Here is a 24,919-nt window from a genome sequence, read left to right as displayed (position 1 = left end):
TTCAGTCAAGATTGAAACAATGAACATTGAACGAAATGAAGAGTTGGAGCGGCGGGCAGCGAAGCACGCCGCGCTCAGCGAGCCGGCACGGCTGCGCATTGTCGACCTGCTCACGCTGGGCGACCTCTCCCCCACCGAGATCCAGGTCGCGCTCGGCATCCGATCGAACCTCATCACCCATCACCTGAACGCCCTCGAAGCCGTCGGCATGATCGCCCGGACCCGCTCGGAGGCCGACAAGCGCCGCTCCTACGTGCACCTGACCACCACCGCGCTCACCGGGCTCACCCCGGGCGCGGTGGAACGGGCCGACCGGGTGGTGTTCGTCTGCACCGCGAACTCAGCGCGGTCGCAGCTCGCGGCCGCACTCTGGGAGCAGCAGTCGACCATCCCGGCCGCCTCCGGAGGCACGCATCCGGCCGAGCAGATCGACGTCGGCGCGATCGCCGCCGCGCGCCGTCACGACCTCACTCTCGCGGATGTACGACCGCGCATCCTCGCTGATGTGCTGACCGACACCGATTTCGTTGTCACTGTCTGCGACAACGCCCACGAAGAGTTGGGCGTGACCGGGAACCTCCACTGGTCGATCCCGGACCCGGTTCGGATCGGCACCGTTGCCGCATTCGACACCACCTACACCGAGCTGCAACGACGCATCTCGGACCTCGCTCCGCGGCTCGCCGCATCCTGAAAGGGAGCACCCCATGAATCCCGCCATCACCCTCGATCAGCAGTACGCATTGAAGACCGCGGCCACCAGGCTCGAACGCGAGTTCGCCGGCACCTTCAACGTGGAGACGATCGAACGGTTCCTGCATTCCTCCTACGACCAGTTCGCGGGACGCGCGAAGGTCACCACGTTCTTGCCGCTGCTGGCCGAGAAGTTCGCCCGCCAACGGCTGAGTGCCCTGGCCCGGGTCGAGGGAAAGCACCTCGACGGCAAACCCACCGTGCTGTTCCTCTGCGTCCACAACGCCGGCCGATCCCAGATGGCCCTCGGGTTCTTCGAGCACTACGCCGGCGAGAACGCGGTCGCCTGGTCGGGTGGTTCAGAACCGGGCGACCACGTGAACGGGGAAGCGATCGCTGTAATGACCGAGCGCGGTATCGACATCTCGAACGAGTACCCGAAGCCGTGGACGGATGAGGTCGTGCGCGCCGCCGACGTCGTCATCACGATGGGCTGCGGCGACGCCTGCCCGATCTTCCCCGGAAAACGCTACGAGGAATGGGTGCTCGATGACCCGGCCGGGTTGACCGCCACCGATATCCGGCCGATCCGCGACGAGATCGAGCGTCGCGTGCTCGCCCTGCTCGACGAGCTCCACGTCGCCCCTCGATTCACCAGCTCGCACGCCTGACCCACCTCTCCTACTGAAAGCGATCCATGACCGCCACCCCCACCGTCCTGTTCATCTGCCAGCACAACGCCGGCCGCTCCCAGCTCGGGGCCGCGCTCCTCGGCCACTTGGGCGGCGATCGGTTCACCGCGACCTCGGCCGGGCTCTCGCCCGCCGATGAGGTGAACGCGGCCGTGGCCGCGACGGTGGCCGAGCTAGGCGTGGATATTTCGGGGAACGTGCCCCGCGCGGTCACGACCACAGACCTCGACGAGGCCGACATTGTGGTGCTGATGAAGCCGGGACTGGCTCTGCCGTCGACGCCGCGCGGCGAGCTGTTGGAATGGTCGTTCCCGAACCCGGAAGCGTGGGACGCCGACGCGGTGCGGCCGCTGCGCGAGGCCGTGTCGGAGAAGATTCAGTCGACGATCCTCGCCCGCTGACTCTGGCCTGCTGAACCCTCAGCGGGCCAGGATGCGCGCCGATCTGCGAGGAACGCGCAGCCCGCGCCTGCGAGGGCGATGCCTGCGAAGACGGCCGCGGCCATCGGGTAGGAGGCAAAGCCCACGCCGAGGGCAACCCCGGCGACCGGGGCGACCGCTGTTGCGGCCGTGATCGGCGCCGAGAACTCGCCGTTGAGGGCGCCCAGCCTGGCTGTTCCCCATCGGGCCGGCACTGCGGTCGCCTGCATCAAGGTGAGCGCTCCCCGAGCGGCGCCGGCCAGCACCGAAACGACAGCGATCGCCCACACCGGTCCCGGCACGACCCCGAAGAGAGCGAGGGTGAGCGCGACGAAGGCGCCGACGGCGAGAGGCCGATAGTGCGCTGGGACGGTGCGGGTCAGGACGGTCAGGCCGATTCTGCCGGCGACTTGTCCGACCCCCACGAGTGCGAACGCGAGAGCGGCGACCGCGGCTGAGTAGCCGCGCTCCGTGATGAGTGGCAGCAGGTTGAGCGTCACCGCGTAGGAGCTGAACGTGATCGCGGTGATTCCGCCGGCCAGGAGCACGAACCGGCGCGATCGCACGACCGGGCCTCTTTCTGCGCGGTTCGGCCGTGGGGTCGGTGGGGTATCTCGGGTGGTGGGCAGGAGGACGTGCAGCGGGATGGTGATGGCGGCGAGGATGCCGGCGAGCACGAGGTAGGTGGCCCGCCAGTCGAGCACGGTGAGCAGCGCGAGCGTGATCGGCACGAAGATCGTCGACGCCAGGCCGCCGGCGAGGGTGAGGATCAGCATCGGTTTGTCCCGGCCTGCGCCGTAGTGGCGGGCGATGACCGTGAACGCGGGCTGATAGAGCACCGCGGCCTGAGCGACCCCGATCAGCAGCCACGCGGCCAGGAACGCCGGCACCGTCGCGGCCGTAGCGAGCAGCACGAGGCCGAGCACGGCGAGCACCGATCCTGCGGTCATGACGACCCGCGGCCCCCACCGGTCCAGGAAGCGGCCGGCGAGGATGCCGACCGCGGCCGAGACGATCAGGCCGGCCGAGAAGCAGGCGGTGATCGTGACGACGGTCCAGCCGGTGTCGGCGCTGATCGCTCCCACGGCTGCGGGTAGGGAGTAGTAGAGGCTGCCCCAGCTCACGACTTCCGTGATGCACAGCAGCACCACGACCCGGTCAAGCCCCGACCACCACCTCATCGCTGCGATTTACACGCTGACGGGCGCGCGGCCGATCTGGATCAACTGCTGCTCCGGCAGAGCGCAGCAGCTCCCACCGATCGCGGTCCCAGTCGAATCAAACAGGCCCGCTCCCCCACACACACCCGTGTCGGGCAGCACCAGCTCGACCCGGGCAGCGGCCTCGTGGTCACCGGCAAGCTCCGCGACGACGGAACGCACCTGCTCATAGCCGGTCATCGCCAGGAACGTCGGAGCGCGCCCGTAAGACTTCGCGCCGACCAAGTAAAAGTTCGGCTCCGGCTGAGCGAGGTCGGCGGCGCCGGTCGCAGCGACCGAGCCACAGGAGTGCAGATTGGGGTCGACCTCGGCAGCGATGCGCACGGGTGCCTGCAACGTCGCGTCCAGTTCCAGTCGCAGCTCCGACAGGAACGACAGATCGGGCCGGAACCCGGTCAGCACCGCAACGTGATCGGCGGCCGGGAGGGTGCGGCCATCCTCACTCGTGAGCAGCACCTGGTCGCCGTCGCGATCGATCTTCTCGACCCGGAACCCTGTCACCATGTCGATGAGGCCGGCGTCGACGAACTCTTTCGCGGTGATGCCGAGCTGGCCGCGAGCGGGCAGCTCGTCGGCCTCTCCCCCGCCGAAGGTGTTCCCAACGGTGCCGCGGCGCAGCACCCAGGTGACCTTCGTCGACGGGTCGCGCCGCGCGATCCGGCCGAGCGCGATCACGGCCGTCACGGCGGAGTGCCCGGAACCGACGACGACGCTGTGCTTGCCCTCGTACTTCGTGCGGGCCCGGTAGTCCGGGATGCGGTACTCCAGCAGCTCCGCGACTGGGTGCTCCCCCAGCGCGGGCAGCCCGTCGGCGCCGGCCGGGTTCGGGGCCAACCAGGTGCCGGAGGCGTCGATCACTGCGCGTGCATCCACGCGGTACTCGGCGCCGTCGGTGGCTTCGATGTGTACGGTGAAGGGCTGCTCTGCGCGTCCTGCGTCGACCAGGCGGTCGCGGCCGCGGCGCGAGACGCCGACGACCCGTGATCCGTAGCGGATGCGGTCGCCCAGCTCGGCGGCAAGCGGGCCGAGGTAGCTACTGATCCACTGCGCGCCCGTGGGGTAGCCGGTCGTGGGAGTCTGCCAGCCGGTGGGCTCGAGCAGCCGGGCCGCGGCCTTGTCGACCAGCTCGCTCCACTCGGAGAACAACCGCACGTGCCCCCACTGGGACACCGCCGCCGCGGCACTCTCGCCGGCCTCGAACACCAGCACCGGCTGGTCGCGCTCGACCAGGTGCGCTGCAGCAGCCAGCCCTTGGGGGCCGGCACCGATCACGACTACGGGTAGCTCGTTCCGCACTGATCCGCTCCTCACGCATCGATGAAGTTCGATGTATCGAGATTGATCGATGTATCGACGTTTGTCAATATGACATGCAAGAATTGGTCCATGATGATCGCTCTCCCATTGCTGACTACGGATGCTGCCGCCTGCTGCAGCCCGGTCACCGGGGGTGTACTGACGTCCGATGAGGCCGAGCGGATCGCCCACACGTTCAAAGCGCTTGGTGACCCGACCCGGGTGCGGTTGCTGTCGCTGATCGCGGCGAGCCAGGGCGGGGAAGCGTGCATCTGCGACCTCACCGAGCCGGTCGGCCTGTCGCAGCCGACCGTCTCGCATCACATGAAGCTGCTCGTCGACGCGGGCCTGGCCATGCGCGAGCAGCGCGGCCGCTGGGCCTACTACCGGGTCGTCGACGACGCCCTTGACCGAGCGGCCCAAGCCCTCCGCCCATGACCGGCCCGGTGACCATCCGGCCGATGACCGCCTCCGACTGGCCGGCCGTCGAGGCGATCTACCGCGCCGGGATCGCCACCGGCAACGCGACCTTCGAGGCCGAACCGCCGAGCTGGGAGCACTTCCACGCCGGCAAGCTCTACGCCGGCCGCCTCGTCGCCACCGACGACACCGGGACCGTGCTCGGATGGGTGGCCGCATCCCCCGTGTCAACCCGGGAGGTCTACCGGGGCGTGGTCGAGCACTCCGTGTATGTCTCTCCCGCGGCCGCCGGACAGGGCATCGGCCGACAGCTCGTCGACGCCTTCATCAGCGCCGCAGAAGGCGTCGGCATCTGGACGATCCAATCCAGCATCTTTCCCGAGAACGCCGCCAGCCTCACCCTCCACAATCACGCCGGCTTCCGCCGCATCGGCACCCGTGAGCGCATCGCCTTGATGACCTACGGCCCGTGGGCCGGCCAGTGGCGAGACACCACCCTCATCGAGCGCAGGAGTGCTGCCCACGAGTCTTAGAGAGGAGCTTGCACGAATTGCGCAACGGCCTGTTGCGCAAATCTTGGCTACTTCACGCAGACCCGCGCCTTGGGCAGCGAAAAGGGGCGGTGACATGAATCAAGCCATGTGCGCCGCCCCCTTCAAGGGAATCTTCCGCGAGCACCCCGTCACCCACGGGCGAGAGTGTTCGACAGAAGGTCGAACTCAGTTCACTGCGACGAGTTCCTCTTCTACCGCGACCAACTCGGCGATCTTCTTGGCAATGTCTGCCATCGAGTCATCGGCGGAATCGAGTCCATTCCTGGATCCGAGCAGCGGGCTCACCTTCCGGAGGTCGTCATAGGTGGTCTCATGCACCACCGGAATGAGGAGATCGCGGGAAAGGAGCTCCGAAAGCTCCTTGTCCGAAACCCCGCCATTGTCGACTCGCTTGAGCAACGCCGGGGTTACAAGGACGAGGCCAGTGCGAGAGCGAGCAAGACCTCGATCGATCTCGCGGAGGAACGGTTGGCCCAGAACGATGTCCTTCTCGCTGAACCAGACCGTCACCCCCACCGCTTCGAGCAGGTCGTGAAGCTCGGTGGCAGCTCCCCGCCGATCATCCCACGCGTGACACAGGAAGACGTCGCGAAGCTCGGGCGCTGGTGCCGCCCTGACGACAGCATTCCGGTAGGGCGTCAGTGACCGAACCTGCTCCGTGGTGTAACTCACTGAGGATGCGCTCGGCTGCCAGCTAGGCCGGCTCCTGCCGCTAGACGAGCTACCTCCCCCGCTGCCGCCTCCGCTCGATACCCGCGAGTATGACGACGTCGGGTACGAGTATGCCGGGGGCGAGTAGTAGCCGTAGCCGCGTCCCCTGCCGCGACTGCCACGGCATACCGGGCAGTTTGCTGCTCCGCTCGAAGTTCGGTGCCCCTCCACGGGGGCTGTACATCCACTCATTGGCGTTCTATCCATTCCGGAACGTCACGCCGTCCGGATCCTGGTGCCCGCGTGTTAATCCATTTCACGGGCGCCAAGCCGGGGTATCCTCGAAGTGAATCCGGACCCGCCAAGATTGAGATTCACTCCGAGGAGCCCAGGAACGGCGTCAGCCCGACTTGGGCTTTTCATTTGTTCCACCTCAATTGTCCTGGCGATACCGGACATCGAAGTCGACGACACGCCGAGGCCATTCTTTAAGTTCCCGCGGCGCCGTGCGATCATATTTGGCCCATAGCATGGCCCTCCGACACTCCACCTGAGTGTTTGCTGGTCGCGTAGGGGCATGCGCGAGCCCGCCGCCGGAGCCCCTTCACTCCGCCGGCCTGCGATGGCAGCGCGCTGGCGAAAGTGCTATCGGTACCTGAAGTGGCGCTGGCCGGCCGGCCGCCTCACCCGCCTCGAATTCGCACCCGACCCCATACGGCCCACGCGCCAGCGGGCCAACCAACCCCCTCCCGGATCAATGACCCCTCCGTCATGACGGGATTTCCCAGGCTGAGGAGAGTCGCTGCGTCCGTTCGCGATACCCCGTTCACTCAAGATGCGAACACCGGCCGGCAGATAACGCGATGGTAGCTGTCCTACCTCCTCGTGCTGCTGGTCTTCATCCCGGGCCTCCCAGGGATCGTCGGAGCGATCTTCGCGAGAACCTGGGTCGTGGAAGTTGGAACGCCCGAAGCTCAGCTGCAGGAGGCACTCACCTTCGGGTCAGGGCTCGTGGGGCTCTTCATCTGGGTGCTGCTCTTCGAGCGGCGCAGCATCCCCTCCCTCGGCTTCCGACACCCCGGGCGGGGTTCGCTCACGCTCATGGCCGGCATCGGCGCAGGCATACTGCTCAACACCATCCCGACCGTGTTCCTGTGGGCTGTCGGCGCCTACGTGCTCGTCGACCCACCGACCGGATCACAGTCCAGGGAGCCAGATGGCTCAACAAAGCCCGCTCGAGGTGATGGAGCAGGTCACGCTCATGATTGAAGCGACGGCCGCGAGTGACGACGAGCTCAACGACGAAGGCGATACGCAAGAGCCCCTTCACGTCGAGCGAGTCACGACGAGAGCCGCCGGTACCTGTTCCCAGAGAACTGAGTGCCGAGGGGCCGTCTCGTACATCACCCCATCACCGGAATCTGTTCGGACGGGTTAAATGAGACCCACCGCGGCGGCGTGTCGATGTGTCTCGGCGGCAATCGGTGCACGATCGGCTGTCGGAATAGCCGCACGGCCTAAGCGTTGCTGCTGCCGCGCTCGAACTTGACCACGGGTGTGTCGAACGGGCCGCTGATCGAGCAGAACGTGGCCGTCGTCAATTCGCTGGTGTCGGACTCCCAAAGCACGTGCATCATTAGCGCGTTTGGGTCGTCTGACACGTCGGTCGTGATCTTCTCTTCGGCAATCGGGTTGGTGTCGGCGGGGTCAAAGGGTTTGAATGTCCCGGTCATGCCCGCCAGGTCGTCGGTGGCGTACTGAACGCACGTCGCGTAGGCCGCTTCAAGGTCGTATGACCCTGCCGCTTCCGGCTCCGCCGCGGGGGTCGGTGTCGCCGTGGGCGTCGGAGTGGCAGTCGCTGTGGGGGTCGGGGTGACAGTAACGGTGGCTGTGGGGGTCGGTGCCGGCGTAGATGTACACCCGGCCATCAGGATCCCAGCGGTCAGAGCGGCAGTGAGGAACATGAGGCGTGCAAGGCGGCTAAGTCTCATGGTGCGAGCGTATGACGACTGTCGATCTTTGCCCGCCACTCCTTGATAACGGTCCGCTCTCCGATCCCCTATCGAGACGCCCCGCTGCCGTCGCCGAACTTCTTTCCGATGACCGGGTCAAAACGGAGTCATCTCAGCCAGGATGGTTTGAAGCTGTTTGAGTCGAGGGGGACGCCATGACCGATTCGAATGTGTCCGAGCGATTGATCACCTCACGGGTGGTGGAGGCTGCGATCTGGGGAATCCCGGGCGTCAATTCGCAAGCCATGCTCGAGGCATTTACCACAGCCGTGGGTGGCGGCCCGAACCAGCTGCTGTTCTGGCCACGGCCCAGCGATTGGACAAATCAGTCGCTGACTCCGAACACCGACGCGTTATACCTGATGCCCTTCTATGACACCTCTGAGACAGGGCCCCTGGTGCTTGAGATCCCGCCGGCGGATGACGGCTCGATTGTGGGGTCTGTGATGGACCTGTGGCAAACCCCTCTCGATGAGGTCGGCCCCGCCGGCCGCGACGCAGGCCAAGGCGGCAAGTACCTGCTCACTCCCCCGGGCTACAAGGACACCATCCCGGAGGGGTACTTGCTGCTGCCGTCGGAGACGTTCCAGGGGTATGCATTGCTGCGGTCGATCCCAGCCAGTAACTCAGCAGCAGACCTCGACGCCGCGGTGGCCTACATGAAACGGGTGCGACTCTACCCGCTCGCAACAGACGCAGACGGCCCGAGCGCCGATGCTCCGTTCGTCGACGGCACCGGCGTCATCTTCGACTCCACCATCCCGTACGACCTCCGGTTCTTCCAGTCGCTGGACCGGATAGTGCAGAAGGAACCCTGGATCGACCGCGACCGCCGCATGATCGACCTCCTCGCGTCAATCGGCATCCGCAAAGGTCAACCGTTCGCCCCCAATCGCGAGCATGCGGAGCGGCTGCTGGCCGGCCTGGCCGATGCCCGTGAGTGGTTGGATCAGCAGTACGAGTCGTTCTCCCCGTTCTTTCCGGGCACGCATTGGTTCCTTCCCGGCGATCCCGACCTGATGCGCTCCTGGGCGGTGAGCTGGGGCGACCCCGACCACTACCCCGCCGATGCGCGCGGGGTGATCTACTACTGGGGCTTCAGCTCCCTGAAGCACGCCGGAACCGGCGGACACCAGCTCTACACCTTCACCACTCGAGACAACAACGGTGACCCCCTCCACGGCGCCGACTCTCACACGCTGGCTGTTCCGCCGAACGTGCCGGCGGCGCAGTACTGGTCGGTCACCGCGTATGACCGTGCAACCCACGCTCTCATTCGCGAGGTTCCCGTTGCCAGCCGTTCCTCGCTCGAGTCAGGGCTTGCCGCGGCCGATGACGGGACGGTCACCATCTACTTCGCACCCACCGCCCCGGACGGGTTCGAGGGCAACTGGATACCCACGCGACCTGATAAGGACTTCGAGCTGATCTTCCGGTTCTACGGAGTCGAGAAAGCAGTCGGCGATGGCACCTGGGCCCTCCCCGACGTGCAGACCGCCGGCGCACGCTCATGACCCAACCCGCGCTGGCTCCCCACCGCTTCACCATGCGCTACTGACCGGGAGGAAGGAAAATCGTCATGGGCTCAGTCATCGGAGAGGTCCTCCCGCTCGCGCTCGGTATCGCGATCAGTCCCGTCCCGATCATTGCCGCGATTCTGATGCTTCTGTCACCGAGGGCACGGGGCACCAGCCTCGGGTTCCTCACGGGCTGGCTGCTCGGCATCATCGTCGCGGTTGTGGCGTTCGCCCTCCTCGCGTCCGTCCTCCCCGACGACGACTCGGATGCGTCCAAGCCCATCGCCGGGGTCATCAAGATCATCTTGGGGGTGCTGCTCCTGCTGCTCGCGATCAAGCAGTTCCGATCGAGGCCTCACGGCGATGCAGAACCGCCGTTGCCGAAGTGGATGTCGGCCATCGACACCATGACCCCCGTCCGCGGAGTAGTTCTCGGTTTCCTGCTCTCCGGGCTCAACCCGAAAAACCTCCTGATGGGTGTCGGGGCCGGCGTCGCGATCGGCTCCGGCACCCTCACCTTCGGGGAAGACGTGGTCGTGATCGTGATTTTCACCATCATCGCGGCGTCCACGGTCGCCATCCCGGTGATCGGCTACCTAGCGGCCTCCGCGAAACTCGCCGGCCCGCTCGAGTCACTCCGCAAGTGGCTCGTCCCCAACAACGCCACCGTCATGGCGATCCTGCTCCTCGTCATCGGCGTGGTGATGATCGGAAAGGGCGTCGGCAATATCTAGGGCGGCGGCCGACCATCGCTACCCGCGGAGCACCTACGACCGTCCGGTCAAGCATCCCCTATCGAAACACTGTCTGTCGCTCGATTTCCGTTCTTGTGTCGATTTCTGTTCGCGTCATTCGTCCTTTGGGTGAGAAGGTCGAACAGCGGCCTTCTGGCAGATGTCACTGAACGAGATAGGGAATCGAATTGACCAAGTACATGCTGATCTGGCGAGCGACCGACGAGTCGATGGCGGCCATGATGAACACCGACTTCAACGAGATGCTCGAGTCGATGGGTCGCTTCAACGACGAGCTCATCCGAGCCGGCGTGCTGCTCGCCGCTGAGGGCCTCGACGACCCGAGTCAGGGTGTCGTCGTTGACTTCACCGGCGAGACCCCCGAGGTCACTGACGGGCCGTACGGCGAGACGAAGGAGCTGTTCAACGGCTTCTACATCATCGACGTCGCCTCGATTCAGGAGGCCGTCGAATGGGTGAAGCGTGCCCCGATGACCGTCGGGAGCAAGGCCGAGATCCGCCGGGTGCCCTCGATCGACGAGTTCCCCCAGGACAACGAGTGGGTGCAGAAGGAGCGCGCCTGGCGTGAGCAGACCGGGCAGCTCTGACGCCAGGGCCGCCGTCGACGCGGTCTGGCGGATGGAGTCCGCCCGCATCGTCGGCGCCCTCGCCCGGTACACGGGTGATTTCGAGTTGGCCGAAGACTTGGCTCAGGAGGCGGTCGCGGCGGCGCTCGTCTCCTGGGCGGTCGACGGGGTGCCGGCCGAACCGACCGGCTGGCTGCTGACTACCGGCCGGCGACGCGCCATCGATTCCTTCCGCCGCCGTGGGGTGCGCGACGAGCGTTACGCGTTGCTCGCCCGCGATCTCGACGAGGCGGCGCCGGGCCCGGACGCGCTGTTCGATCCGGATGCGATCGATGACGACGTCCTCGCCCTGATGTTCGTCTCGTGCCACCCGCTGTTGTCGAATGACGCGCGAATCGCCCTCACCCTCCGGGTGGTCGGCGGGCTCACCACGAGCGAGATCGCCAAAGCCTTCCTCGTTCCCGTGCCCACCATCCAGGCTCGGATCACCCGGGCCAAGAAGACGCTGTCGGCGGCGCGCGTGCCCTTCGTGATTCCCGAGCCCGGCGACCGTGCGGCTCGCCTGGGCTCGGTGCTGCAGGTCGTCTACCTGATCTTCACCGAAGGATCATCGGCCTCCAGCGGCGACGAATGGATGCGCACCGATCTGGCCGGCGAGGCCCGGCGACTGGCCCGGAGCCTGGTCGCGCTGCAGCCGGAACCGGAGGTCTTCGGTCTGCTCGCGCTGCTTGAGCTGACCTCCGCCCGCTTCCCCTCCCGCCTCGACGCCGACGGCAACGCCGTGCTGCTGGAAGATCAGGACCGTGGCCTTTGGGACCGAGCGGCGATCCGCCGCGGCCGGGCCGCGCTCGGCCATGCGGTCGCCGCGGGCCGGGGCCTCGGCTACTACGGTTTGCAAGCATCCATCGCCGAATGCCACGCGGTGGCGCCGTCGGTCGCTGAGACGGACTGGTCGCGCATCGTGGTGCTCTACGACGCCCTCGGCCGGCTCAGACCCTCCCCGATCATCGAACTCAACCGGGCCGTGGCGGTCGCGATGGCCTCGGGCCCGCTGGAAGCACTGTCCCTGGTCGATGACCTGGCCGCCCGGGGCGGGATCGCGGGCTCCCACCTGGTGCCGACCGTGCGCGGAGAACTACTCGCACGTCTGGGCCGCACGAACGACGCCCGTGTCGAGTGGCAGCGCGCCCTCGCATTGTGCAGCAACGGAGCAGAGCGGACCGTACTCGAGCGGAAAATTTCCAGCGGAACCATTTCCTAGCCGGGCGAATGCCGCGTCCGGTCGCCGAACCCCTGTCAAGACGACTCAATCTGGGATGCTGCAGGTAGGGCACCCTTGCGGGCTATTTCACCGTGCGGGAATCCAGAAACGGCAGGCCGGCAATACGTGCAGATTTTGTTGCTGCGCGCTGGCCGACCACCTTACGTCCTTAGCTAGGCGCCAAATGCACCGTGGCTTTGTGGCGAGCATCATGGGGGGGTATGTTCGAGAATTTCACCGTTGAAGACATCTCAACCGACGACGCCCGGTTGCACGTCCGGCACGGGGGCGACGGACCTCCGGTACTGCTTCTCCACGGGCATCCCCGAACTGGTGCAACCTGGCACAAGTTTGCGCCCCGATTAGTCAGCGCCGGATACTCGGTAGGTAACCGAGTCGCTTGAGGGTCTCGACGTTGCGGATGTACATCGGGACGTCCATGACTCCGCGAGGCACGAAAGTGCCTGGTCCGCGAACCGCGAGCTCCCGGAGTCTCACGAGGCACCCTTCTGCGCGTGCTTTCACGTCGATCACAACCCGGGTCTCACCGAGCGGCCATCCCGCCGGTTGGACGACCATTCGGTGCGGAGGGTTCCATTCAAGAACGGTCGTCGTGTCGTTGATGAGGAGCGGCGATACTCCGAATGAGTGATGCAGTTGACTTCCGACGTGTGGCCATGCTTCGTTCACGTCACGCATGCGGGATGCGCCGACCACCCACACCGGGAACAGCCACCCATCAGCGAGGACCTCGAAGAGGTGTTCAGGAGTGCAGCGAATGTGTCGGACGTTCGTTGACATCAGCGGGTTTCAGAGGATGGGTTTTCCGCCGGTGACGGCGATCACGGCTCCCGAGACGTAACTGGCCTCGTCCGAGGCAAGGAAGACGTAGGCGGGTGCGAGTTCGGCGGGCTGTCCGGCCCGGCCGAGGGGTGTGTCGGCGCCGAACTTCTCCACCGCTTCCGGTGGCATGGTGGCCGGAATCAGCGGCGTCCAGACCGGTCCGGGGGCGACGCTGTTGGCGCGGATGCCCCGCTCGCCCAGCTGCTGAGCGAGCGACGCGGTCATGCTGGCGATCGCGGCTTTCGTCGCCGCGTACGGCAGCAGAGTCGGTGAGGGCTGGTCCCCCTGGATCGATGACGAGCCGATGATGGAACCGCCCGAGGACATGTGTGGGAGGGCGGCCTTGGTGATGTGAAAGAAGGCGCTGAGGTTGGTGGCGATCGTGCGGTCCCATTCCTCGTCGGGGATCTCTTCCGTGGTTTCCCGGACCATCTGGAACGCCGCGTTGTTGACGAGGACGTCGATGCGTCCGAATTCGGCGACCGTACGGGCGATCAGGTCGCGGCAGTGGGCCGGGTCGGCGAGATCGCCCGGTACGAGCAGGGCTCGCCGGCCGGCCTTCTCGACCCAGTCGCGGGTGTCTTCAGCATCCTCATGCTCGCTGAGGTAACTGACGACGACGTGCGCGCCCTCGCGGGCGTAGGCGATGGCGACCGCTTTGCCGATGCCGCTGTCGCCGCCGGTGATGACGGCGATCTTGCCGTCGAGTTTGCCGGTGCCGGTGTAGCTGGTCTCGCCGTGGTCGGCCTTCGGCTCGAGGGCGGCCTCAGTGCCGGGAACTTCCTGCTGCTGGGCGGGGCGCTGGGTGTCTTCACTCATGAGGTTCTGCTCTCTGAATCGGTTTGGGCGCACGTCGTGCTGCAGTATCCGGGCCGGCCGGCGGCCAGGCTCGAGCGCAGCGTTACGGTGAGGGGGCAGTCGGGGTTGAGGCATGGGCGTCGCCAGTCCTCGCGCGGCGTGGTCCGTCGCGCGGGTTCCGGCATCATCGCCGTGCCGTTCATGCCCACCAGTGAACCCCTCCGTGCTCTGAACCGCCAGGACGGCGGGAGGGCGCCCCAGGGTCGCCCTCCCGCGTCACGTCACTTGGTGGTGGGGCCGTAGAACGCCTCGACGTCGGCCAGTTCCTGCTCGGCCGTCTTCTGGATGAGGGCGAGTAGCTCCGGGTCGAGTCCCGGCGCGAACTCCTCGAGCCGCTCGGGGGCGATGAATGACGGCGTGCCGACGGGGGCCTGCTCGGCTGCGACCAGCGTGGTGCCGTCGTTCGACGGGCTCGCTCCCTGGAAGATGCGACCGGCCTCCGATTCGCCCTTCAGGTCGAAGGAGAACTGGCGGCTCTGCAGTCCCAGGTCGAGCAGCTCCTTGACCTCGGGGAACTTCTCGGCGTTGGTCTTCGGAATCGGCAGCGTCTTCTTCCAGTCGATGCCGAGGGTCTCGAGGGCCTTCGCGTAGGCGTTCTCGTGGGCCTGGTCCCGCACGATCAGGTAGGCGATCGTCGAGCGGGCCGTCTTGTTGGCCGTCATCTCGTAGATGCGGCACTTCTGCAGCCGCCCGGTCGACTCGAGCATCAGGTTGTAGAGCAGGTCGAGCACCAGGTTGCCCGAGTTGTAGACGTAGCTGCCGAGCCACGGGTTGCCGGCCGCGTCCACAGGCAGTGCGCCCTGCGCGCCCACCAGGTAGTGGTGGATGTTGCTCGTGTCGAGTGCGATGTTCAAGGGAGTGGCGCCCTTAGCGCCGGGGGTGTCGAGGGGGTCGGTGAGCTTGCCCTTGTACTCGGGCGAGCCATCCAGGAGCCGCGAGATGGTGGTGCCGATCAGTTCGACGTGGCTGATCTCCTCGGTGCCGACGCCCTGGATGAGGTCGCGATACGGCTTCGCCGCGGGACCCCGGAAGTTCATCGCCTGGAAGAGGTACTGCATCATCGTGCGCATCTCGCCGAACTGCCCACCGAGCCCTTCCTGCAGCGCGTTCGCTGCGGCGGGGTCGGGCTCGTCGACCGCAATGTCGTTGATCCATTCCTGAGCGTGGAAGTACATGGGTGATCTCCGTCCGTGGACAGCAACGGTCTGTTGCTGTCCTTCCCACACTGCGCCGATGATCGGTTTTCTCTGCCCCCTTGCTTTTGGGCGCGAAGCTGCGGCGAGAACTGGCTGTCGGGCCTATGCGCGTGCTGTGTGTTACAGCTGCGGCAGCTTGGCGATGGCGGCGTCGGCTTTGTCTTCGCTGACACCGAGGTCGTCGATCAGGAGTGCTCGCGCCGGCCCGTGGTCGCCGCGGCGGAGGGCCTGGTAGGCGGCGTCCGCGGTTGCGCCGAGCTCGGGGGTGGGCTGTTTGGTGACGCCGAGCTGGTCAGCGAGTTCCTGCGCGGTAGTGACGCCGTAGGCGGCTTTAAGGGCGGCGGGGAGGCGGTAGCTGCCGAGAGGTCCAAGGTCCATGAGGTGTCCTTCGTTGTCGTGGTGAAGTCACCGTACGGCTGATGTTTCTCCCTCGCGCAGGCTCGACAACAGTGCGACCGAGGAGTACGCATCGTGGCCGTCGCTCTTCCTCTTGCGCGATCGGGGCCTGTCAAGCCCGCGCCGCGTTCCGCGGTTTGGCCGACACTGACGGAGACGAAGGGATTCACCATGGTGAACAAGACAGCAGCCGGTATCGTCGCCGGAGGAGCCGTCGCTGCGATTGCTGCGGTCGTCATTCGACGCACGGCGGGGGGAGGTCAAGGCTCTCCCGGTCACGGCGCCCGGTGGCGGGTCGTCACCATCAACCTCGAGGCGGCCGATGTACTCCCGGGCGGCATCCTGCCCCCGCCGCTGGCGGAGCTTGAAGAGCTGATCGAGGTACGCACAAGCCCGGCGCCAGGCGGGCGGGGAACCGAACTCGCCGCACGCGCACTACCTCTCCCCGACGCCAGCGGCGACGATCTTCCCGGCCTCATCCGCCGCGCCCTCCGCGAATCGAAGCAGCTGCTCGAGACCGGGGAGCTCCCCACCAACGAACCCCAGCCCGAGGGCCACCGCCCGAAGACCCCGGCCGGCCTGCTGGTCGACGCCGTCACCCGACGCTCACCCGAGGAGGGAGTGCTGTGAAAGCGCTCTGCTGGACAGGAATCAACAAGCTCACCGTCGAGAACGTCGACGAACCCACCATCCTCAACCCCTCCGACGCCATCGTGAAGGTCACCCTCTCGGCCTCCTGCGGCTCCGACCTGCACCTGCTCGGCGGCTACGTGCCCGGCATGCGCGCCGGCGACATCCTCGGCCACGAGTTCATGGGCGAGATCGTCGCCGTGGGCTCCGGCGTGCAGCAGCGGCAGGTCGGCGACCGCGTCGTCGTCTGCTCGTTCCTGAGCTGCGGCAGCTGCTGGTACTGCCTCAACGACCTCACCTCGCTGTGCGACAACACCAACCCGCATCCGGGCCTCGGCGAGGGCCTGTTCGGCGCGTCGACCGGCGGATGCTTCGGCTACAGCCAGATCACCGGCGGCTTCGCGGGCAGTCACGCCGAGTACATCCGGGTGCCCCACATCGACACCGGGGCCTTCCTCATCCCAGACGGCGTCACCGACGAGCAGGCCGTGTTCGCCTCGGATGCGGTGCCCACCGGCTGGATGGGTGCCGACCTCGGCGGCGTGAAGCCCGGCGACGTCGTGGCGGTCTGGGGTGCCGGCGGGGTCGGCCAGATGGCCGCCCGCGCCGCGATGCTGCTGGGCGCCGAGAAGGTCATCGTGATCGACCGGCTGCCCGAGCGGCTCGAGCAGGTCCGCACCGTGATCGGCGCCGAGACCCTCGACTACTCCGACGGCCACGTCATGGCCGAGCTGCGCGAGCGCACCGGCGGCCGCGGGCCCGACGTCGCCATCGAGGCCGTCGGCATGGAGGCGCACTCGGAACGCCCCGACTACCTCTACGACAAGGTCAAGACCGCCCTCAAGCTCGAGACCGACCGGCCCACCGCGGTGCGCGAGGCGATCATGGCCGCGCGCAAGGGCGGGAGCGTCTTCGTGCTCGGGGTCTTCGGCGGCTTCGTCGACAAGTTCCCGCTCGGCGCCGTCATGAACAAGGGACTCACCCTGCGCTCCGGCCAGCAGCACGGGCACCGGTACATCCCCATGCTGCTCGAACGGATCGCGGCCGGCGAGATCGAGACCGGGCACCTCGCCACCCACGTCATGCCGCTCGCGGAGGCCCCCCGCGGCTACGAGATGTTCAAGACCAAAGAAGATGGATGCGTGCGCGCCGTATTTCGGCCGTGACACGTCCTGCTGCCTGAACGCCGGGACGCGAAAGCCCCCACCCGTGTTGTGTTCGGGTGGGGGCTTCGGGCGTTCTGGTCAGGCGCGGCGGTTCTTGCGGCCGAAGATGAGGCCATAGATGAGTAGCACGATGATCGAACCGCCGATGGCGAGAGCCCAGGTCTGGAGCGACCAGAACTCCTCGAGGTTCGCGTTGAACAGCAGGCCGCCGAGCCAGCCGCCGAGCAGGGCGCCGATGACACCCAGGATGAGGGTGATGATCCACCCACCGGCCTGCTTTCCGGGGAGGATGAGGCGGGCGATGGCGCCGGCGAGGAGACCGAGGATGAGGAAGGCGATGAAGCTCATGGGCAAGAGTCCATTTCTGTAGGGGGCGGTTTGAGCTTGGCCCGCGAATTCCATCGTCGCAACGATAGGGCGAGGTCCGACAGCCCACTAGTCATTGCAGCGGGGCGGGGTTGCCCTGGGATCGATGCGCGGCGCGGCGTAGGCTCCGCATCATGTCGCCGACTTCGGCTCCCCACAGCAGAGCACTGCTCACCGCGGGTATCATCGCCACCGCCATCGGCGCTCTCTGCCTTCTCGCTGGTGGCACGTGGATCGTGGTGTACGTGGTGACCGGTGGCGCTGCCCCGGTTCGACATCTCGAGAGCGCGAACCTCTTGATCGGTGGGGGCGCCGTCCTGATGGGACTCGTGCTCGGTTCCACGGGTGTGGCGATGACGCGGCTCAGCAGGCGCGGCGAGTAGCCAAGCGCGCGACCGCGATCGAACCTTACCCGCCCTGTAATCGACCGAACCGTGAACTCACGTCCCACCCGTGCCGTAGGCGGGCTCTTGCTGTTGTCAGGCCGGGTAGTCGTCGAAGTCGAGGAATGCGAGGTCGCTCCACGGCCCCGTGTCAGCGTCGATGTGGTGGATGGGAATGTCGTGGATGGAGACGTGCATCGCCGGGGTAATGAGAACAGCGACGTCGTGGCCTGTTTGAGTGAGCTGCACGAATCCGCCTCCGTCGCGTGTGGCCGCGGTGACGTCGCGTTGCAGTTGCGCGGAGTCGGTACCGTCTCGCAGGCCGTACCGTTCGATATCGACCCAGACTGTGACCATCTCAACTCCTGTTGACGCGTTGTGCTTGCGCCACGGTGACGTCTCTAAGCCCATCGTACGCGCACGGGTCTCGCGCGACGTGGGCTTGCTATTCGACGGGTGAAGGCGCACGCGCGCGTGGCGCCCCCGTGGCGAAGGGCGAGAGCGCGAACCTTACGTTCGGGGATGCCATTCTGTTGCGACTGGGGTTCGGGTGTGGTCGGTGCGGCGATGACGCGGTCCGGCAGCGCGGCTAGTCGCCTTGAGCGATCTCGTCGGCGGAGGGCTCCGCGAATGGTGGTGCGGCCTCGTCGGGGGCATTCCAGGCTTTCACGATTGCCCACGCGACGGCGGCGATCGGGACTGACAGCACGGCGCCGACGATTCCGCCGAGGATGGTGCCGGCCGTCAGCGCCACCAGGATGACCAGGGGGTGCAGCTTCAGCGAGCGGGCCTGCACGACCGGTTGCAGGAAGTTGCCCTCGAGTTGGTTGACCAGGATCACGATGCCCACCACGATCAGCGCAGCGACGGGGCCGTTGGCGACGAGAGCGACGAGAGCGGCGAGGATGCCCGCGACGGTTGCGCCGACGATGGGGATGAACGCGCCGATGAACACGATGACCGCCAGCGGCAGCGCGAGCGGCACCTGCAGGATGCTGAGTCCGATGCCGATTCCGGCAGCGTCGACGAACGCGATGATCGCCGTTCCGCGCACATACCCGCCGAGGGTTCGCACGGCGGTGGCGCCGATGCGGTGACCTCGGGCAAGGCTTCGGCCGTGGAACGGGCGGAGGAAGAACGCCCAGATGCGGCCCCCGTCTTTGAGGAAGAAGAACAGCACCACGACGGCCAGTAGGGCGCCGGTGATGAGTTCGGCGGCGACGGAGACGCCGGCGAGGGCGCCGGTGCCGAATTGGCTGCTGGTGACGAATCCGGTGAGAGCGTCGCGGGCGTTGTCGAGTTGAGACTGCTCGATCGGGAGTGCCCCCGATTGCAGGAAGTCGCCGATGTGGTCGATGCCTTCGACGGCGGAGCTGGAGAGGTCATCCCATTGCCCGCGGACAGCGAACACGATGAGGGTGACGATGCCGCCGAACACGACAATGCCGCCGATGAGGGTGACCCAGGTAGCGACCATCGCGGGCAGGCCGCGGCGCCTCATCCATCGAATCACCGGTGATAGTGAGGCCGCCAGGATGAGGGCGATCAACACGGGGATGACCACGAGCTTCAGTTGTACGAGTGCGAACACAATCACGGCAGCGAGGGTGAGCCCGAGCAGGATCTGTGCGCTCCGGATGCCGACTTCACCCAACCGATCGGTCAACAGCTCACGGATCGTGGGCCGGGGCCGTTTCGTGTCAGGCGGCACGGGTGTGGGGGTGATGGGTTCGTCTGCAGTCATGTCACCACCATCCCACTGCCTCACGGTTGACGGTTCGGAGAGCGCTTGGGCTTTCGTGCGTTGCGAGCGGGTAGTCAACTCCAACCCAGAACAGGTGTCAAGCCGCGTGCGGAATTGGATTTTGCGAGTTGGCTCGGATTCACCGGTCGTGTTGGTCGGTGATCGAGAGGAAAGACTATGTCGGAAAGTTATGTTCCTGTGCCGCCGAGCGGCTTCGAGCCCGGTGCGAACGATGACCAGGGGAAAGTCGACACCGCTAAACAGGAGGCCGCCAACCTGAAGGACACTGCCACCGAGCAGGCGAGCAACGTCGCGGGGACCGCCAAGGACGAGGCGAAGAACGTCGCGCACGAGGCCAAGTCCCAGGCAAAGGACCTCTATGCCCAGACCACGTCCGAGCTGAAGGAGCAGGCGGGCGTGCAGCAGCAGCGCGTCGCATCCGGGCTGCGGTCGATCGGTGACGAGTTCGGCTCGATGGCGAGCAACTCGGACCAGCAGGGCCTCGCCTCGGATCTGGTGCGCCAGGTCTCTGACCGTGCCGGCAGCGCCGCGTCCTGGCTCGACGGCCGCGACCCCGGTTCGTTGCTGAACGAGGTCAAGGCGTACGCGCGGCGCAAGCCCGGAACCTTCATTGCCGTCGCGGCGATCGCGGGCGTTGTCGCGGGCCGTCTCACCCGGTCACTCGCCGCCGCAGCTGCGGACGAGAAGGAAGCCGAAGCATCCGCACCGTCCGCCGCTACCACTGCCCCCGTGGTGACCCCTCCCCCCGTGGTGGACCCGCCGGTCGCCGCCCCGGGACTGGTGGATGAGACTCCTCTCTACACCGAGCGGGCCTCGACCCTGAACGATGACGGGTACACGCTGCCGGGAGATGAGTACCCGCGATGACTGACGACTACACACCGTCTGAGCAGAAAGCGGCGAACACGTCGCTCGGCGATCTGCTCGGTGAGGTCACGAAAGACCTCTCCACGCTGATGCGGCAGGAGCTCGAGCTCGCGAAGGCCGAGTTGAAGCAGTCCGCGACCCGTGCCGGGAAGGGTGCGGGGATGCTCGGTGGCGCCGGTTACGCGGCGAGCATGGTGATCCTGTTCCTGTCGATCGCCCTGTGGTGGGCGCTCGGCACCCTGATCGGCGGCGGCTGGTCCGGCGTGGTCGTGGCCCTGATCTGGGCGATCATCGCGCTGATCCTGTTCCTGGTCGGCAAGAAGCAGCTCAAAGAGGTTAACGGCGCACCTAAGACCGTCGAATCTCTGAAGAAGATCCCTGAGACATTGAAGCGAAATGAGGAGAACCGATGACTGATTCACCTGAAGAGATCCGTGCCCGCATCGAGGCCACCCGCGCCGAGCTCGGCGGCGACGTCGACGCCCTGGCCGACAAGGTCACCCCCTCGAAGATCGTCGGACGTCAGACCGACAAGGTCAAGGGCGCCGTCGGGTCGGTGAAGGACCGCGTGTTCGGCGTCGCCGACGACGCTCACTCGTCGCTGTCGGACAAGGGCTCCTCGGCTGCCGGGGCAGTCTCCGATGCCGCGAGCACGGCGAAGGCGAAGGCGGAGGGCAACCCGCTCGCGGTGGGTCTGATCGCGTTCGGTGTCGGCCTTCTGGCGGCGTCGCTGATCCCGGCGTCGACGAAGGAGAAGGAAGTCGCCTCCGACCTCAAGGACAAGGCGCAGCCCCTCATCGAGCAGGCGACGGACGCGGCCAAGGAGGTCGGCCAGAACCTCAAGGAGCCCGCCCAGGACGCCGCCGCCGCAGTGAAGGACGCCGCGACCGGCGCCGTCGACAACGTCAAGTCCGAGGCCACCTCGGCTGCTGACGAGGTCAAGGACCAGGCGCAGCAGTCGAAAGACACCGTCCAGAACAGCTGACGGTAGTCACTCCCCGGACGGCGGTGGATGCGGGGGCCCCCTCGCACCACCGCCGTTCTGCCTCCTCGACCACACGCCCACCCCGGATCTCGAACCGAAGGACTCCTGATGAGCACCGACGCCTCCCAGAGGGTCAACAAGAACGCCCCAGACCCCGACGACGCCAGGAAGGCCGACGGCCCCACCGACCTGAAGAAACGCTCCTGGGTGTATGTGCTGAAAAAGACAGCCCGGGAGTTCTCGGCCGACCAGTGCACTGACATCGCCGCGAGCCTCACCTACTACGCCGTCCTCGCCCTGTTCCCCGCCCTCATCGCGATCTTCTCGCTCCTCGGCGTCGTCGGGCAGGGGCAGGCCGCCTCGAACGCGATCCTCGGCATTGTCGACGACGTCGCCCCGGGCGGCACGGCCGACATCATCCGCGGCCCCATCGAGCAATTCGCATCCTCCCCCGCCGCCGGCTTCGCCCTCATCAGCGGGCTCGTTGTCGCCATCTGGTCGGCGTCCGGTTACGTAACCGCGTTCAGTCGGGCCATGAACCGCATCTACGAGATCGAGGAAGGCCGCCCGTTCTGGAAGCTGAAGCCCGTGCAGCTGCTCGTCACCGTCATCGCGCTCGTGCTCATCGTGATCGCCGCCATCATCCTCGTCGTGTCCGGACCCGTCGCCGATGCAGTCGGCTCCGCCCTCGGCATCGGCGAGACCGCCACAGTGGTGTGGTCGATCGCGAAATGGCCGGTGCTCGCTCTAGTGCTCGTGCTGATCCTGGCGATCCTGTACTACGCCACCCCGAATGCGAAGCAGCCGAAGTTCCGGTGGATGAGCATGGGAGCCCTCCTCGCCCTCATAGTCCTGGCGATCGCGACCGTGGCGTTCGGGTTCTACGTCGCGAACTTCTCCAACTACGACAAGAACTACGGCTCCCTCGCCGGCGTCGTGATCTTCCTGCTCTGGCTCTGGATCGTGAACAACGCCATCCTCTTCGGCGCCGAATTCGACGCCGAACTCGAGCGCGGCCGCCAACTCCAGGCCGGCATCGCCGCCGAGGAAGACATTCAGCTTCCGCCGCGCGACACGAAGAAAAGCGACAAGATCGCCGCGAAGGAGCAGAAAGACATTGAGGAAGGACGCCGCATCCGCCAGCAACACGGCGAGTAACCCGCCGTTCACCCGCGGACCGGCAGTCTATGCCTGCCAGCCGGGGATGTGAACCCGGCTGTGGGAACCGGTTTCGGTGGCTCACTGAAGAACATGCCCACGTCAGTGGGAATGAACACTCGAGAAGGAGAATGCCATGATCGACAGCAGCAGGCTCGACGCTCTCACCGGCGCCACCGTTTACGACAACGACGGCGACAAGATCGGCTCCGTCGGCCAAGTCTTCCTCGACCCCGCCACCGGAGGCGCCGCCTGGATCACCGTGAAAACCGGCCTGTTCGGCACCGGCGAATCGTTTGTGCCGGCCACCGAAGCGAACTGGGACGGCGACGACGTGCGCGTGCCCTACGAGAAGGACTTCGTCAAAGACGCCCCCCGCGTCGACACCGACGGCGAACTCGACCAGAACGACACCGACAACCTCTACACCTACTACGGCTACAACGCCGGATCGGCCGACTACGACAGCCCCACCGACACCACTGTCGGGCACGACACTTCGGGCCCGAACACGGACGATGCGATCACCCGCTCGGAGGAGCACCTCCGTGTCGGCACCGAACGAGTCGAGACCGGGCGGGCCCGCCTGCACAAGTACGTCGTCACCGAGCAGGAGACCGTCACCGTCCCTGTCAGCCACGAGGAGGTGCGGGTCGTCACCGAGCCCATCACCGACGGCAACATCGGAGACGCCCTCGACGGGCCCGCGATCAGCGAAGAGGAGCACGAGGTTGTCCTCACCGGCGACCGGGTGATCACCGACACCGAAGCCGTCCCGGTCGAACGCGTGCGTTTGGACACCGAGACGGTCACCGAGCAGGAGACCGTCACCGGCGACGTCCGCAAGGAACGCATCGACATCGACGGCGACACCACCTCAGGCACCACGAACACCGACGGCACCGCGCCGCGGATCTGATCCCGACGCTGCGAAGGAGGGCATGACGATGACGAACGACAACACCAACCCCGACCGCACCACCCCGCCACGCGGGTCCGTTCCCGCCACCGGTGGGTCGGTTCCGGCCGGGGGTTCGGTTCCGCTCGAGGAGCGCAGCACACTTCGCGAGGAAGTCGTCGGCCGGGAGAAAGAGAAGTTCGGCGGGTTCAAGTTCGGGTCCGCGTTCTTCGGCTGGCTGACCGCTACCGGAACCGGCGTCATCCTCACCGCCCTCCTCGCAGCCACCGGCGCCGCCATCGGTCTCGGCGTCACCGACAACGGCCAGAACCTCGACGAAGGCGACACCACCACCATCGGGATCATCGGCGCTATCGCTCTCGTCGTGGTGCTGCTGGTGTCCTACTTCGCCGGCGGTTACGTCGCCGGCCGGATGGCCCGCTTCGACGGCGTCAAGCAGGGACTGGCCGTGTGGTTGTGGGCGGTCGTCATCGCCATCGTCGTGGCCATCATCGGCGCGATCGCCGGCAGCCAGTTCAACCTGCTCGGGAACCTCAACAGCTTCCCCCGCATCCCCATCAACGAGGGCGCCCTCACCACCACCGGCATCATCACCGCCATCGTTCTCGCCCTTGCCAGCCTCGCCGGCGCGCTCCTTGGCGGGGCGGCCGGAATGCGGTTCCACCGCAAGGTCGACCGCGCCGGCCTCGGGCGGTGACCCGGATGCTTCCTTCTGCGAACATTCAGAGCATCGTCGGCGCCACCCTCTACGGCACCGACGAGGAAAAGATCGGACGCATCAGCCAGGTGTTCGTCGACGCCACCGACGGGCATCCCACCTGGGCCGAAGTCCACGTCGGGGCGCTTGGCCGGCACACCACGTATGTACCGCTGCACGAGGCCACCTGGGAGCACGACGACGTCTACGTCCCCTACGACAAGGACCTCGTCAAGAACGCTCCCCGACCCGATGGCGACAAAGGCCTCGACACGGAGCAGGAGCAAGAACTTACCCGGCACTACTCGGGCGAGCCGCCGACAGCAACTGACGCACCCCCAGCCGTGACCGACGACCTGGAAACTGACAGGGACCGCGAAGTCGACCACGGCACCGCACCCGACCGCGCCGCCCCGACGCAGGAACTCGATGACGACCGTGTGCTCTGGGAGGAGCGACTCGTCGTGTCAAAAGAGAAGGTGCCCGTGGCTAAAGTGCACCTCGAGACCACAACCGTCACCGAGCAGCACCAGGTCACCGCCGACGTCCAGAAAGAACGCGTCGCCGTCGACCAACGGGACACACTCCCTCCCACCCAGGACTAGGTGACCGACACACCTACGAGAAAAGGCCC

At 66.6% G+C, this 24,919-nt stretch carries 30 protein-coding genes; 20 read left to right on the top strand and 10 right to left on the bottom strand.

The window, feature by feature from the left end; genetic code table 11:
* The first annotated feature begins 19 nt into the window (after positions 1 to 19).
* From N1032_RS01755 to N1032_RS01745, 3 genes are read left to right on the top strand one after another with little or no spacing between them, the layout of a single operon-like run.
* Entirely contained in the window at positions 20 to 694 is a 675-nt protein-coding gene (locus N1032_RS01755; RefSeq protein WP_259537094.1) for an arsenate reductase/protein-tyrosine-phosphatase family protein, read from the top strand.
* 13 nt (positions 695 to 707) lie between these two features.
* Positions 708 to 1,364 carry an arsenate reductase ArsC gene (locus N1032_RS01750; RefSeq protein ID WP_259537093.1) on the top strand — a complete coding sequence of 219 codons (657 nt, stop codon included), beginning with the start codon at positions 708 to 710 and terminating at the stop codon, positions 1,362 to 1,364.
* 26 nt (positions 1,365 to 1,390) lie between these two features.
* Positions 1,391 to 1,786, top strand: a complete 396-nt coding sequence (locus N1032_RS01745) for an arsenate-mycothiol transferase ArsC (RefSeq protein ID WP_259537092.1) — start codon at positions 1,391 to 1,393, stop codon at positions 1,784 to 1,786.
* Here the strand turns inward: N1032_RS01745 and N1032_RS01740 are convergent.
* Together N1032_RS01740 and N1032_RS01735 are read right to left on the bottom strand one after the other, a co-directional pair.
* On the bottom strand, positions 1,762 to 2,985 hold the full coding sequence (locus N1032_RS01740; protein ID WP_259537091.1) for an MFS transporter: 1,224 nt from the start codon (positions 2,983 to 2,985) through the stop codon (positions 1,762 to 1,764). The two genes, N1032_RS01745 and N1032_RS01740, sit on opposite strands and share 25 nt — an antisense overlap.
* A 9-nt stretch (positions 2,986 to 2,994) precedes the next feature.
* Positions 2,995 to 4,320, bottom strand: coding sequence for an NAD(P)-binding domain-containing protein (locus N1032_RS01735; RefSeq protein WP_259537090.1), 1,326 nt, complete (start codon positions 4,318 to 4,320; stop codon positions 2,995 to 2,997).
* A gap of 90 nt (positions 4,321 to 4,410) precedes the next feature.
* On the opposite strand from N1032_RS01735, the gene N1032_RS01730 reads away from it, so the two are divergent.
* Both N1032_RS01730 and N1032_RS01725 read left to right on the top strand, forming a co-directional pair.
* Entirely contained in the window at positions 4,411 to 4,758 is a 348-nt protein-coding gene (locus tag N1032_RS01730) for an ArsR/SmtB family transcription factor (RefSeq protein ID WP_259537943.1), read from the top strand.
* The gene (locus N1032_RS01725) at positions 4,755 to 5,273 is read left to right on the top strand and encodes a GNAT family N-acetyltransferase (RefSeq protein ID WP_259537088.1); all 519 of its coding nucleotides are present in this window, start codon (positions 4,755 to 4,757) and stop codon (positions 5,271 to 5,273) included. Before N1032_RS01730 ends, N1032_RS01725 begins: the two co-directional genes overlap by 4 nt.
* 186 nt (positions 5,274 to 5,459) lie before the next feature.
* Here the strand turns inward: N1032_RS01725 and N1032_RS01720 are convergent, their stop codons facing one another.
* Positions 5,460 to 5,966 carry a toll/interleukin-1 receptor domain-containing protein gene (locus tag N1032_RS01720; protein ID WP_259537087.1) on the bottom strand — a complete coding sequence of 169 codons (507 nt, stop codon included), beginning with the start codon at positions 5,964 to 5,966 and terminating at the stop codon, positions 5,460 to 5,462.
* 930 nt (positions 5,967 to 6,896) lie between these two features.
* Between N1032_RS01720 and N1032_RS01715 the strand changes: the two genes are divergently transcribed.
* On the top strand, positions 6,897 to 7,214 hold the full coding sequence (locus N1032_RS01715; protein ID WP_259537086.1) for a hypothetical protein: 318 nt from the start codon (positions 6,897 to 6,899) through the stop codon (positions 7,212 to 7,214).
* Between the two features lie 248 nt (positions 7,215 to 7,462).
* On the opposite strand, the gene N1032_RS01710 is transcribed toward N1032_RS01715, so the two are convergent.
* On the bottom strand, positions 7,463 to 7,678 hold the full coding sequence (locus N1032_RS01710) for a hypothetical protein (RefSeq protein WP_259537085.1): 216 nt from the start codon (positions 7,676 to 7,678) through the stop codon (positions 7,463 to 7,465).
* Positions 7,679 to 8,112: 434 nt separating this feature from the next.
* On the opposite strand from N1032_RS01710, the gene N1032_RS01705 reads away from it, so the two are divergent.
* The 4 genes from N1032_RS01705 to N1032_RS01690 all read left to right on the top strand — a co-directional run bounded on the left by N1032_RS01705 (position 8,113) and on the right by N1032_RS01690 (position 12,056).
* Positions 8,113 to 9,471, top strand: coding sequence for a DUF1254 domain-containing protein (locus tag N1032_RS01705; RefSeq protein WP_259537084.1), 1,359 nt, complete (start codon positions 8,113 to 8,115; stop codon positions 9,469 to 9,471).
* A 65-nt stretch (positions 9,472 to 9,536) separates the two neighbouring features.
* Entirely contained in the window at positions 9,537 to 10,208 is a 672-nt protein-coding gene (locus N1032_RS01700) for a GAP family protein (protein ID WP_259537082.1), read from the top strand.
* A gap of 188 nt (positions 10,209 to 10,396) precedes the next feature.
* The gene (locus tag N1032_RS01695) at positions 10,397 to 10,816 is read left to right on the top strand and encodes a YciI family protein (protein WP_259537081.1); all 420 of its coding nucleotides are present in this window, start codon (positions 10,397 to 10,399) and stop codon (positions 10,814 to 10,816) included.
* A gap of 31 nt (positions 10,817 to 10,847) precedes the next feature.
* Entirely contained in the window at positions 10,848 to 12,056 is a 1,209-nt protein-coding gene (locus tag N1032_RS01690) for an RNA polymerase sigma factor (RefSeq protein WP_259537941.1), read from the top strand.
* Between the two features lie 810 nt (positions 12,057 to 12,866).
* Here the strand turns inward: N1032_RS01690 and N1032_RS01680 are convergent.
* The 3 genes from N1032_RS01680 to N1032_RS01670 form a co-directional block, all read right to left on the bottom strand.
* Positions 12,867 to 13,718, bottom strand: a complete 852-nt coding sequence (locus N1032_RS01680) for a glucose 1-dehydrogenase (RefSeq protein ID WP_259537078.1) — start codon at positions 13,716 to 13,718, stop codon at positions 12,867 to 12,869.
* 260 nt (positions 13,719 to 13,978) lie between these two features.
* A complete protein-coding gene (locus N1032_RS01675) occupies positions 13,979 to 14,932 on the bottom strand; it encodes a manganese catalase family protein (RefSeq protein WP_259537077.1) in 954 nt (317 codons plus the stop codon).
* Between the two features lie 141 nt (positions 14,933 to 15,073).
* Entirely contained in the window at positions 15,074 to 15,331 is a 258-nt protein-coding gene (locus N1032_RS01670) for a hypothetical protein (protein ID WP_259537076.1), read from the bottom strand.
* Positions 15,332 to 15,520: 189 nt separating this feature from the next.
* On the opposite strand from N1032_RS01670, the gene N1032_RS01665 reads away from it, so the two are divergent.
* Positions 15,521 to 15,979, top strand: coding sequence for a hypothetical protein (locus N1032_RS01665; protein WP_259537075.1), 459 nt, complete (start codon positions 15,521 to 15,523; stop codon positions 15,977 to 15,979).
* On the top strand, positions 15,976 to 17,145 hold the full coding sequence (locus N1032_RS01660; protein WP_259537074.1) for a zinc-dependent alcohol dehydrogenase: 1,170 nt from the start codon (positions 15,976 to 15,978) through the stop codon (positions 17,143 to 17,145). Before N1032_RS01665 ends, N1032_RS01660 begins: the two co-directional genes overlap by 4 nt.
* Before the next feature lie 78 nt (positions 17,146 to 17,223).
* Here the strand turns inward: N1032_RS01660 and N1032_RS01655 are convergent, their stop codons facing one another.
* Positions 17,224 to 17,493, bottom strand: coding sequence for a GlsB/YeaQ/YmgE family stress response membrane protein (locus N1032_RS01655; RefSeq protein ID WP_259537072.1), 270 nt, complete (start codon positions 17,491 to 17,493; stop codon positions 17,224 to 17,226).
* A 152-nt stretch (positions 17,494 to 17,645) separates the two neighbouring features.
* Here N1032_RS01655 and N1032_RS01650 point away from each other — a divergent pair, with 152 nt between their 5' ends.
* Positions 17,646 to 17,894: a cell division protein CrgA gene (locus N1032_RS01650; protein WP_259537071.1), complete on the top strand. Its 249-nt coding sequence runs from the start codon at positions 17,646 to 17,648 to the stop codon at positions 17,892 to 17,894.
* Positions 17,895 to 17,990: 96 nt separating this feature from the next.
* Here the strand turns inward: N1032_RS01650 and N1032_RS01645 are convergent, their stop codons facing one another.
* The gene (locus N1032_RS01645; protein WP_259537070.1) at positions 17,991 to 18,251 is read right to left on the bottom strand and encodes a hypothetical protein; all 261 of its coding nucleotides are present in this window, start codon (positions 18,249 to 18,251) and stop codon (positions 17,991 to 17,993) included.
* A 232-nt stretch (positions 18,252 to 18,483) separates the two neighbouring features.
* Positions 18,484 to 19,638, bottom strand: a complete 1,155-nt coding sequence (locus N1032_RS01640; RefSeq protein WP_259537068.1) for an AI-2E family transporter — start codon at positions 19,636 to 19,638, stop codon at positions 18,484 to 18,486.
* Between the two features lie 177 nt (positions 19,639 to 19,815).
* Between N1032_RS01640 and N1032_RS01635 the strand changes: the two genes are divergently transcribed.
* The 7 genes from N1032_RS01635 (at position 19,816) to N1032_RS01605 (ending at position 24,890) form a co-directional block, all read left to right on the top strand.
* On the top strand, positions 19,816 to 20,526 hold the full coding sequence (locus N1032_RS01635) for a hypothetical protein (protein WP_259537067.1): 711 nt from the start codon (positions 19,816 to 19,818) through the stop codon (positions 20,524 to 20,526).
* Positions 20,523 to 20,939 (top strand): phage holin family protein, encoded by a 417-nt coding sequence (locus tag N1032_RS01630; RefSeq protein WP_259537066.1) that lies wholly within the window; start codon positions 20,523 to 20,525, stop codon positions 20,937 to 20,939. Before N1032_RS01635 ends, N1032_RS01630 begins: the two co-directional genes overlap by 4 nt.
* Positions 20,936 to 21,511 carry a DUF3618 domain-containing protein gene (locus N1032_RS01625; RefSeq protein WP_259537065.1) on the top strand — a complete coding sequence of 192 codons (576 nt, stop codon included), beginning with the start codon at positions 20,936 to 20,938 and terminating at the stop codon, positions 21,509 to 21,511. The genes N1032_RS01630 and N1032_RS01625 overlap by 4 nt, the downstream gene beginning before the upstream one ends.
* Before the next feature lie 108 nt (positions 21,512 to 21,619).
* Positions 21,620 to 22,669 (top strand): YihY/virulence factor BrkB family protein, encoded by a 1,050-nt coding sequence (locus N1032_RS01620; RefSeq protein WP_259537063.1) that lies wholly within the window; start codon positions 21,620 to 21,622, stop codon positions 22,667 to 22,669.
* A 136-nt stretch (positions 22,670 to 22,805) separates the two neighbouring features.
* Positions 22,806 to 23,588: a PRC and DUF2382 domain-containing protein gene (locus N1032_RS01615; RefSeq protein ID WP_259537061.1), complete on the top strand. Its 783-nt coding sequence runs from the start codon at positions 22,806 to 22,808 to the stop codon at positions 23,586 to 23,588.
* Between the two features lie 22 nt (positions 23,589 to 23,610).
* Positions 23,611 to 24,285 carry a hypothetical protein gene (locus N1032_RS01610; RefSeq protein ID WP_259537060.1) on the top strand — a complete coding sequence of 225 codons (675 nt, stop codon included), beginning with the start codon at positions 23,611 to 23,613 and terminating at the stop codon, positions 24,283 to 24,285.
* 5 nt (positions 24,286 to 24,290) lie between these two features.
* Positions 24,291 to 24,890, top strand: coding sequence for a PRC and DUF2382 domain-containing protein (locus N1032_RS01605; protein ID WP_259537059.1), 600 nt, complete (start codon positions 24,291 to 24,293; stop codon positions 24,888 to 24,890).
* Positions 24,891 to 24,919 lie beyond the last annotated feature (29 nt).

It is taken from the genome of Herbiconiux daphne (assembly GCF_024979295.1).
Lineage (GTDB): Bacteria > Actinomycetota > Actinomycetes > Actinomycetales > Microbacteriaceae > Herbiconiux > Herbiconiux daphnes.
The sequence above is the reverse complement of the archived record's forward strand: the minus strand, read 5'-3'. Positions and strand labels throughout refer to the sequence as shown.

Bases quoted from the DNA above. Each gene is read 5' to 3' on its own strand.
- N1032_RS01755 (WP_259537094.1), top strand. From the start codon at position 20: ATGAACATTGAACGAAATGAAGAGTTGGAGCGGCGGGCAGCGAAGCAC.
- N1032_RS01750 (WP_259537093.1), top strand. From the start codon at position 708: ATGAATCCCGCCATCACCCTCGATCAGCAGTACGCATTGAAGACCGCG.
- N1032_RS01745 (WP_259537092.1), top strand. From the start codon at position 1,391: ATGACCGCCACCCCCACCGTCCTGTTCATCTGCCAGCACAACGCCGGC.
- N1032_RS01740 (WP_259537091.1), bottom strand. From the start codon at position 2,985: ATGAGGTGGTGGTCGGGGCTTGACCGGGTCGTGGTGCTGCTGTGCATC.
- N1032_RS01730 (WP_259537943.1), top strand. From the start codon at position 4,411: ATGATGATCGCTCTCCCATTGCTGACTACGGATGCTGCCGCCTGCTGC.
- N1032_RS01725 (WP_259537088.1), top strand. From the start codon at position 4,755: ATGACCGGCCCGGTGACCATCCGGCCGATGACCGCCTCCGACTGGCCG.
- N1032_RS01710 (WP_259537085.1), bottom strand. From the start codon at position 7,678: ATGACCGGGACATTCAAACCCTTTGACCCCGCCGACACCAACCCGATT.
- N1032_RS01705 (WP_259537084.1), top strand. From the start codon at position 8,113: ATGACCGATTCGAATGTGTCCGAGCGATTGATCACCTCACGGGTGGTG.
- N1032_RS01700 (WP_259537082.1), top strand. From the start codon at position 9,537: ATGGGCTCAGTCATCGGAGAGGTCCTCCCGCTCGCGCTCGGTATCGCG.
- N1032_RS01690 (WP_259537941.1), top strand. From the start codon at position 10,848: ATGGAGTCCGCCCGCATCGTCGGCGCCCTCGCCCGGTACACGGGTGAT.
- N1032_RS01680 (WP_259537078.1), bottom strand. From the start codon at position 13,718: ATGAGTGAAGACACCCAGCGCCCCGCCCAGCAGCAGGAAGTTCCCGGC.
- N1032_RS01675 (WP_259537077.1), bottom strand. From the start codon at position 14,932: ATGTACTTCCACGCTCAGGAATGGATCAACGACATTGCGGTCGACGAG.
- N1032_RS01670 (WP_259537076.1), bottom strand. From the start codon at position 15,331: ATGGACCTTGGACCTCTCGGCAGCTACCGCCTCCCCGCCGCCCTTAAA.
- N1032_RS01665 (WP_259537075.1), top strand. From the start codon at position 15,521: ATGGTGAACAAGACAGCAGCCGGTATCGTCGCCGGAGGAGCCGTCGCT.
- N1032_RS01655 (WP_259537072.1), bottom strand. From the start codon at position 17,493: ATGAGCTTCATCGCCTTCCTCATCCTCGGTCTCCTCGCCGGCGCCATC.
- N1032_RS01650 (WP_259537071.1), top strand. From the start codon at position 17,646: ATGTCGCCGACTTCGGCTCCCCACAGCAGAGCACTGCTCACCGCGGGT.
- N1032_RS01645 (WP_259537070.1), bottom strand. From the start codon at position 18,251: ATGGTCACAGTCTGGGTCGATATCGAACGGTACGGCCTGCGAGACGGT.
- N1032_RS01640 (WP_259537068.1), bottom strand. From the start codon at position 19,638: ATGACTGCAGACGAACCCATCACCCCCACACCCGTGCCGCCTGACACG.
- N1032_RS01635 (WP_259537067.1), top strand. From the start codon at position 19,816: ATGTCGGAAAGTTATGTTCCTGTGCCGCCGAGCGGCTTCGAGCCCGGT.
- N1032_RS01630 (WP_259537066.1), top strand. From the start codon at position 20,523: ATGACTGACGACTACACACCGTCTGAGCAGAAAGCGGCGAACACGTCG.
- N1032_RS01625 (WP_259537065.1), top strand. From the start codon at position 20,936: ATGACTGATTCACCTGAAGAGATCCGTGCCCGCATCGAGGCCACCCGC.
- N1032_RS01620 (WP_259537063.1), top strand. From the start codon at position 21,620: ATGAGCACCGACGCCTCCCAGAGGGTCAACAAGAACGCCCCAGACCCC.
- N1032_RS01615 (WP_259537061.1), top strand. From the start codon at position 22,806: ATGATCGACAGCAGCAGGCTCGACGCTCTCACCGGCGCCACCGTTTAC.
- N1032_RS01610 (WP_259537060.1), top strand. From the start codon at position 23,611: ATGACGATGACGAACGACAACACCAACCCCGACCGCACCACCCCGCCA.
- N1032_RS01605 (WP_259537059.1), top strand. From the start codon at position 24,291: ATGCTTCCTTCTGCGAACATTCAGAGCATCGTCGGCGCCACCCTCTAC.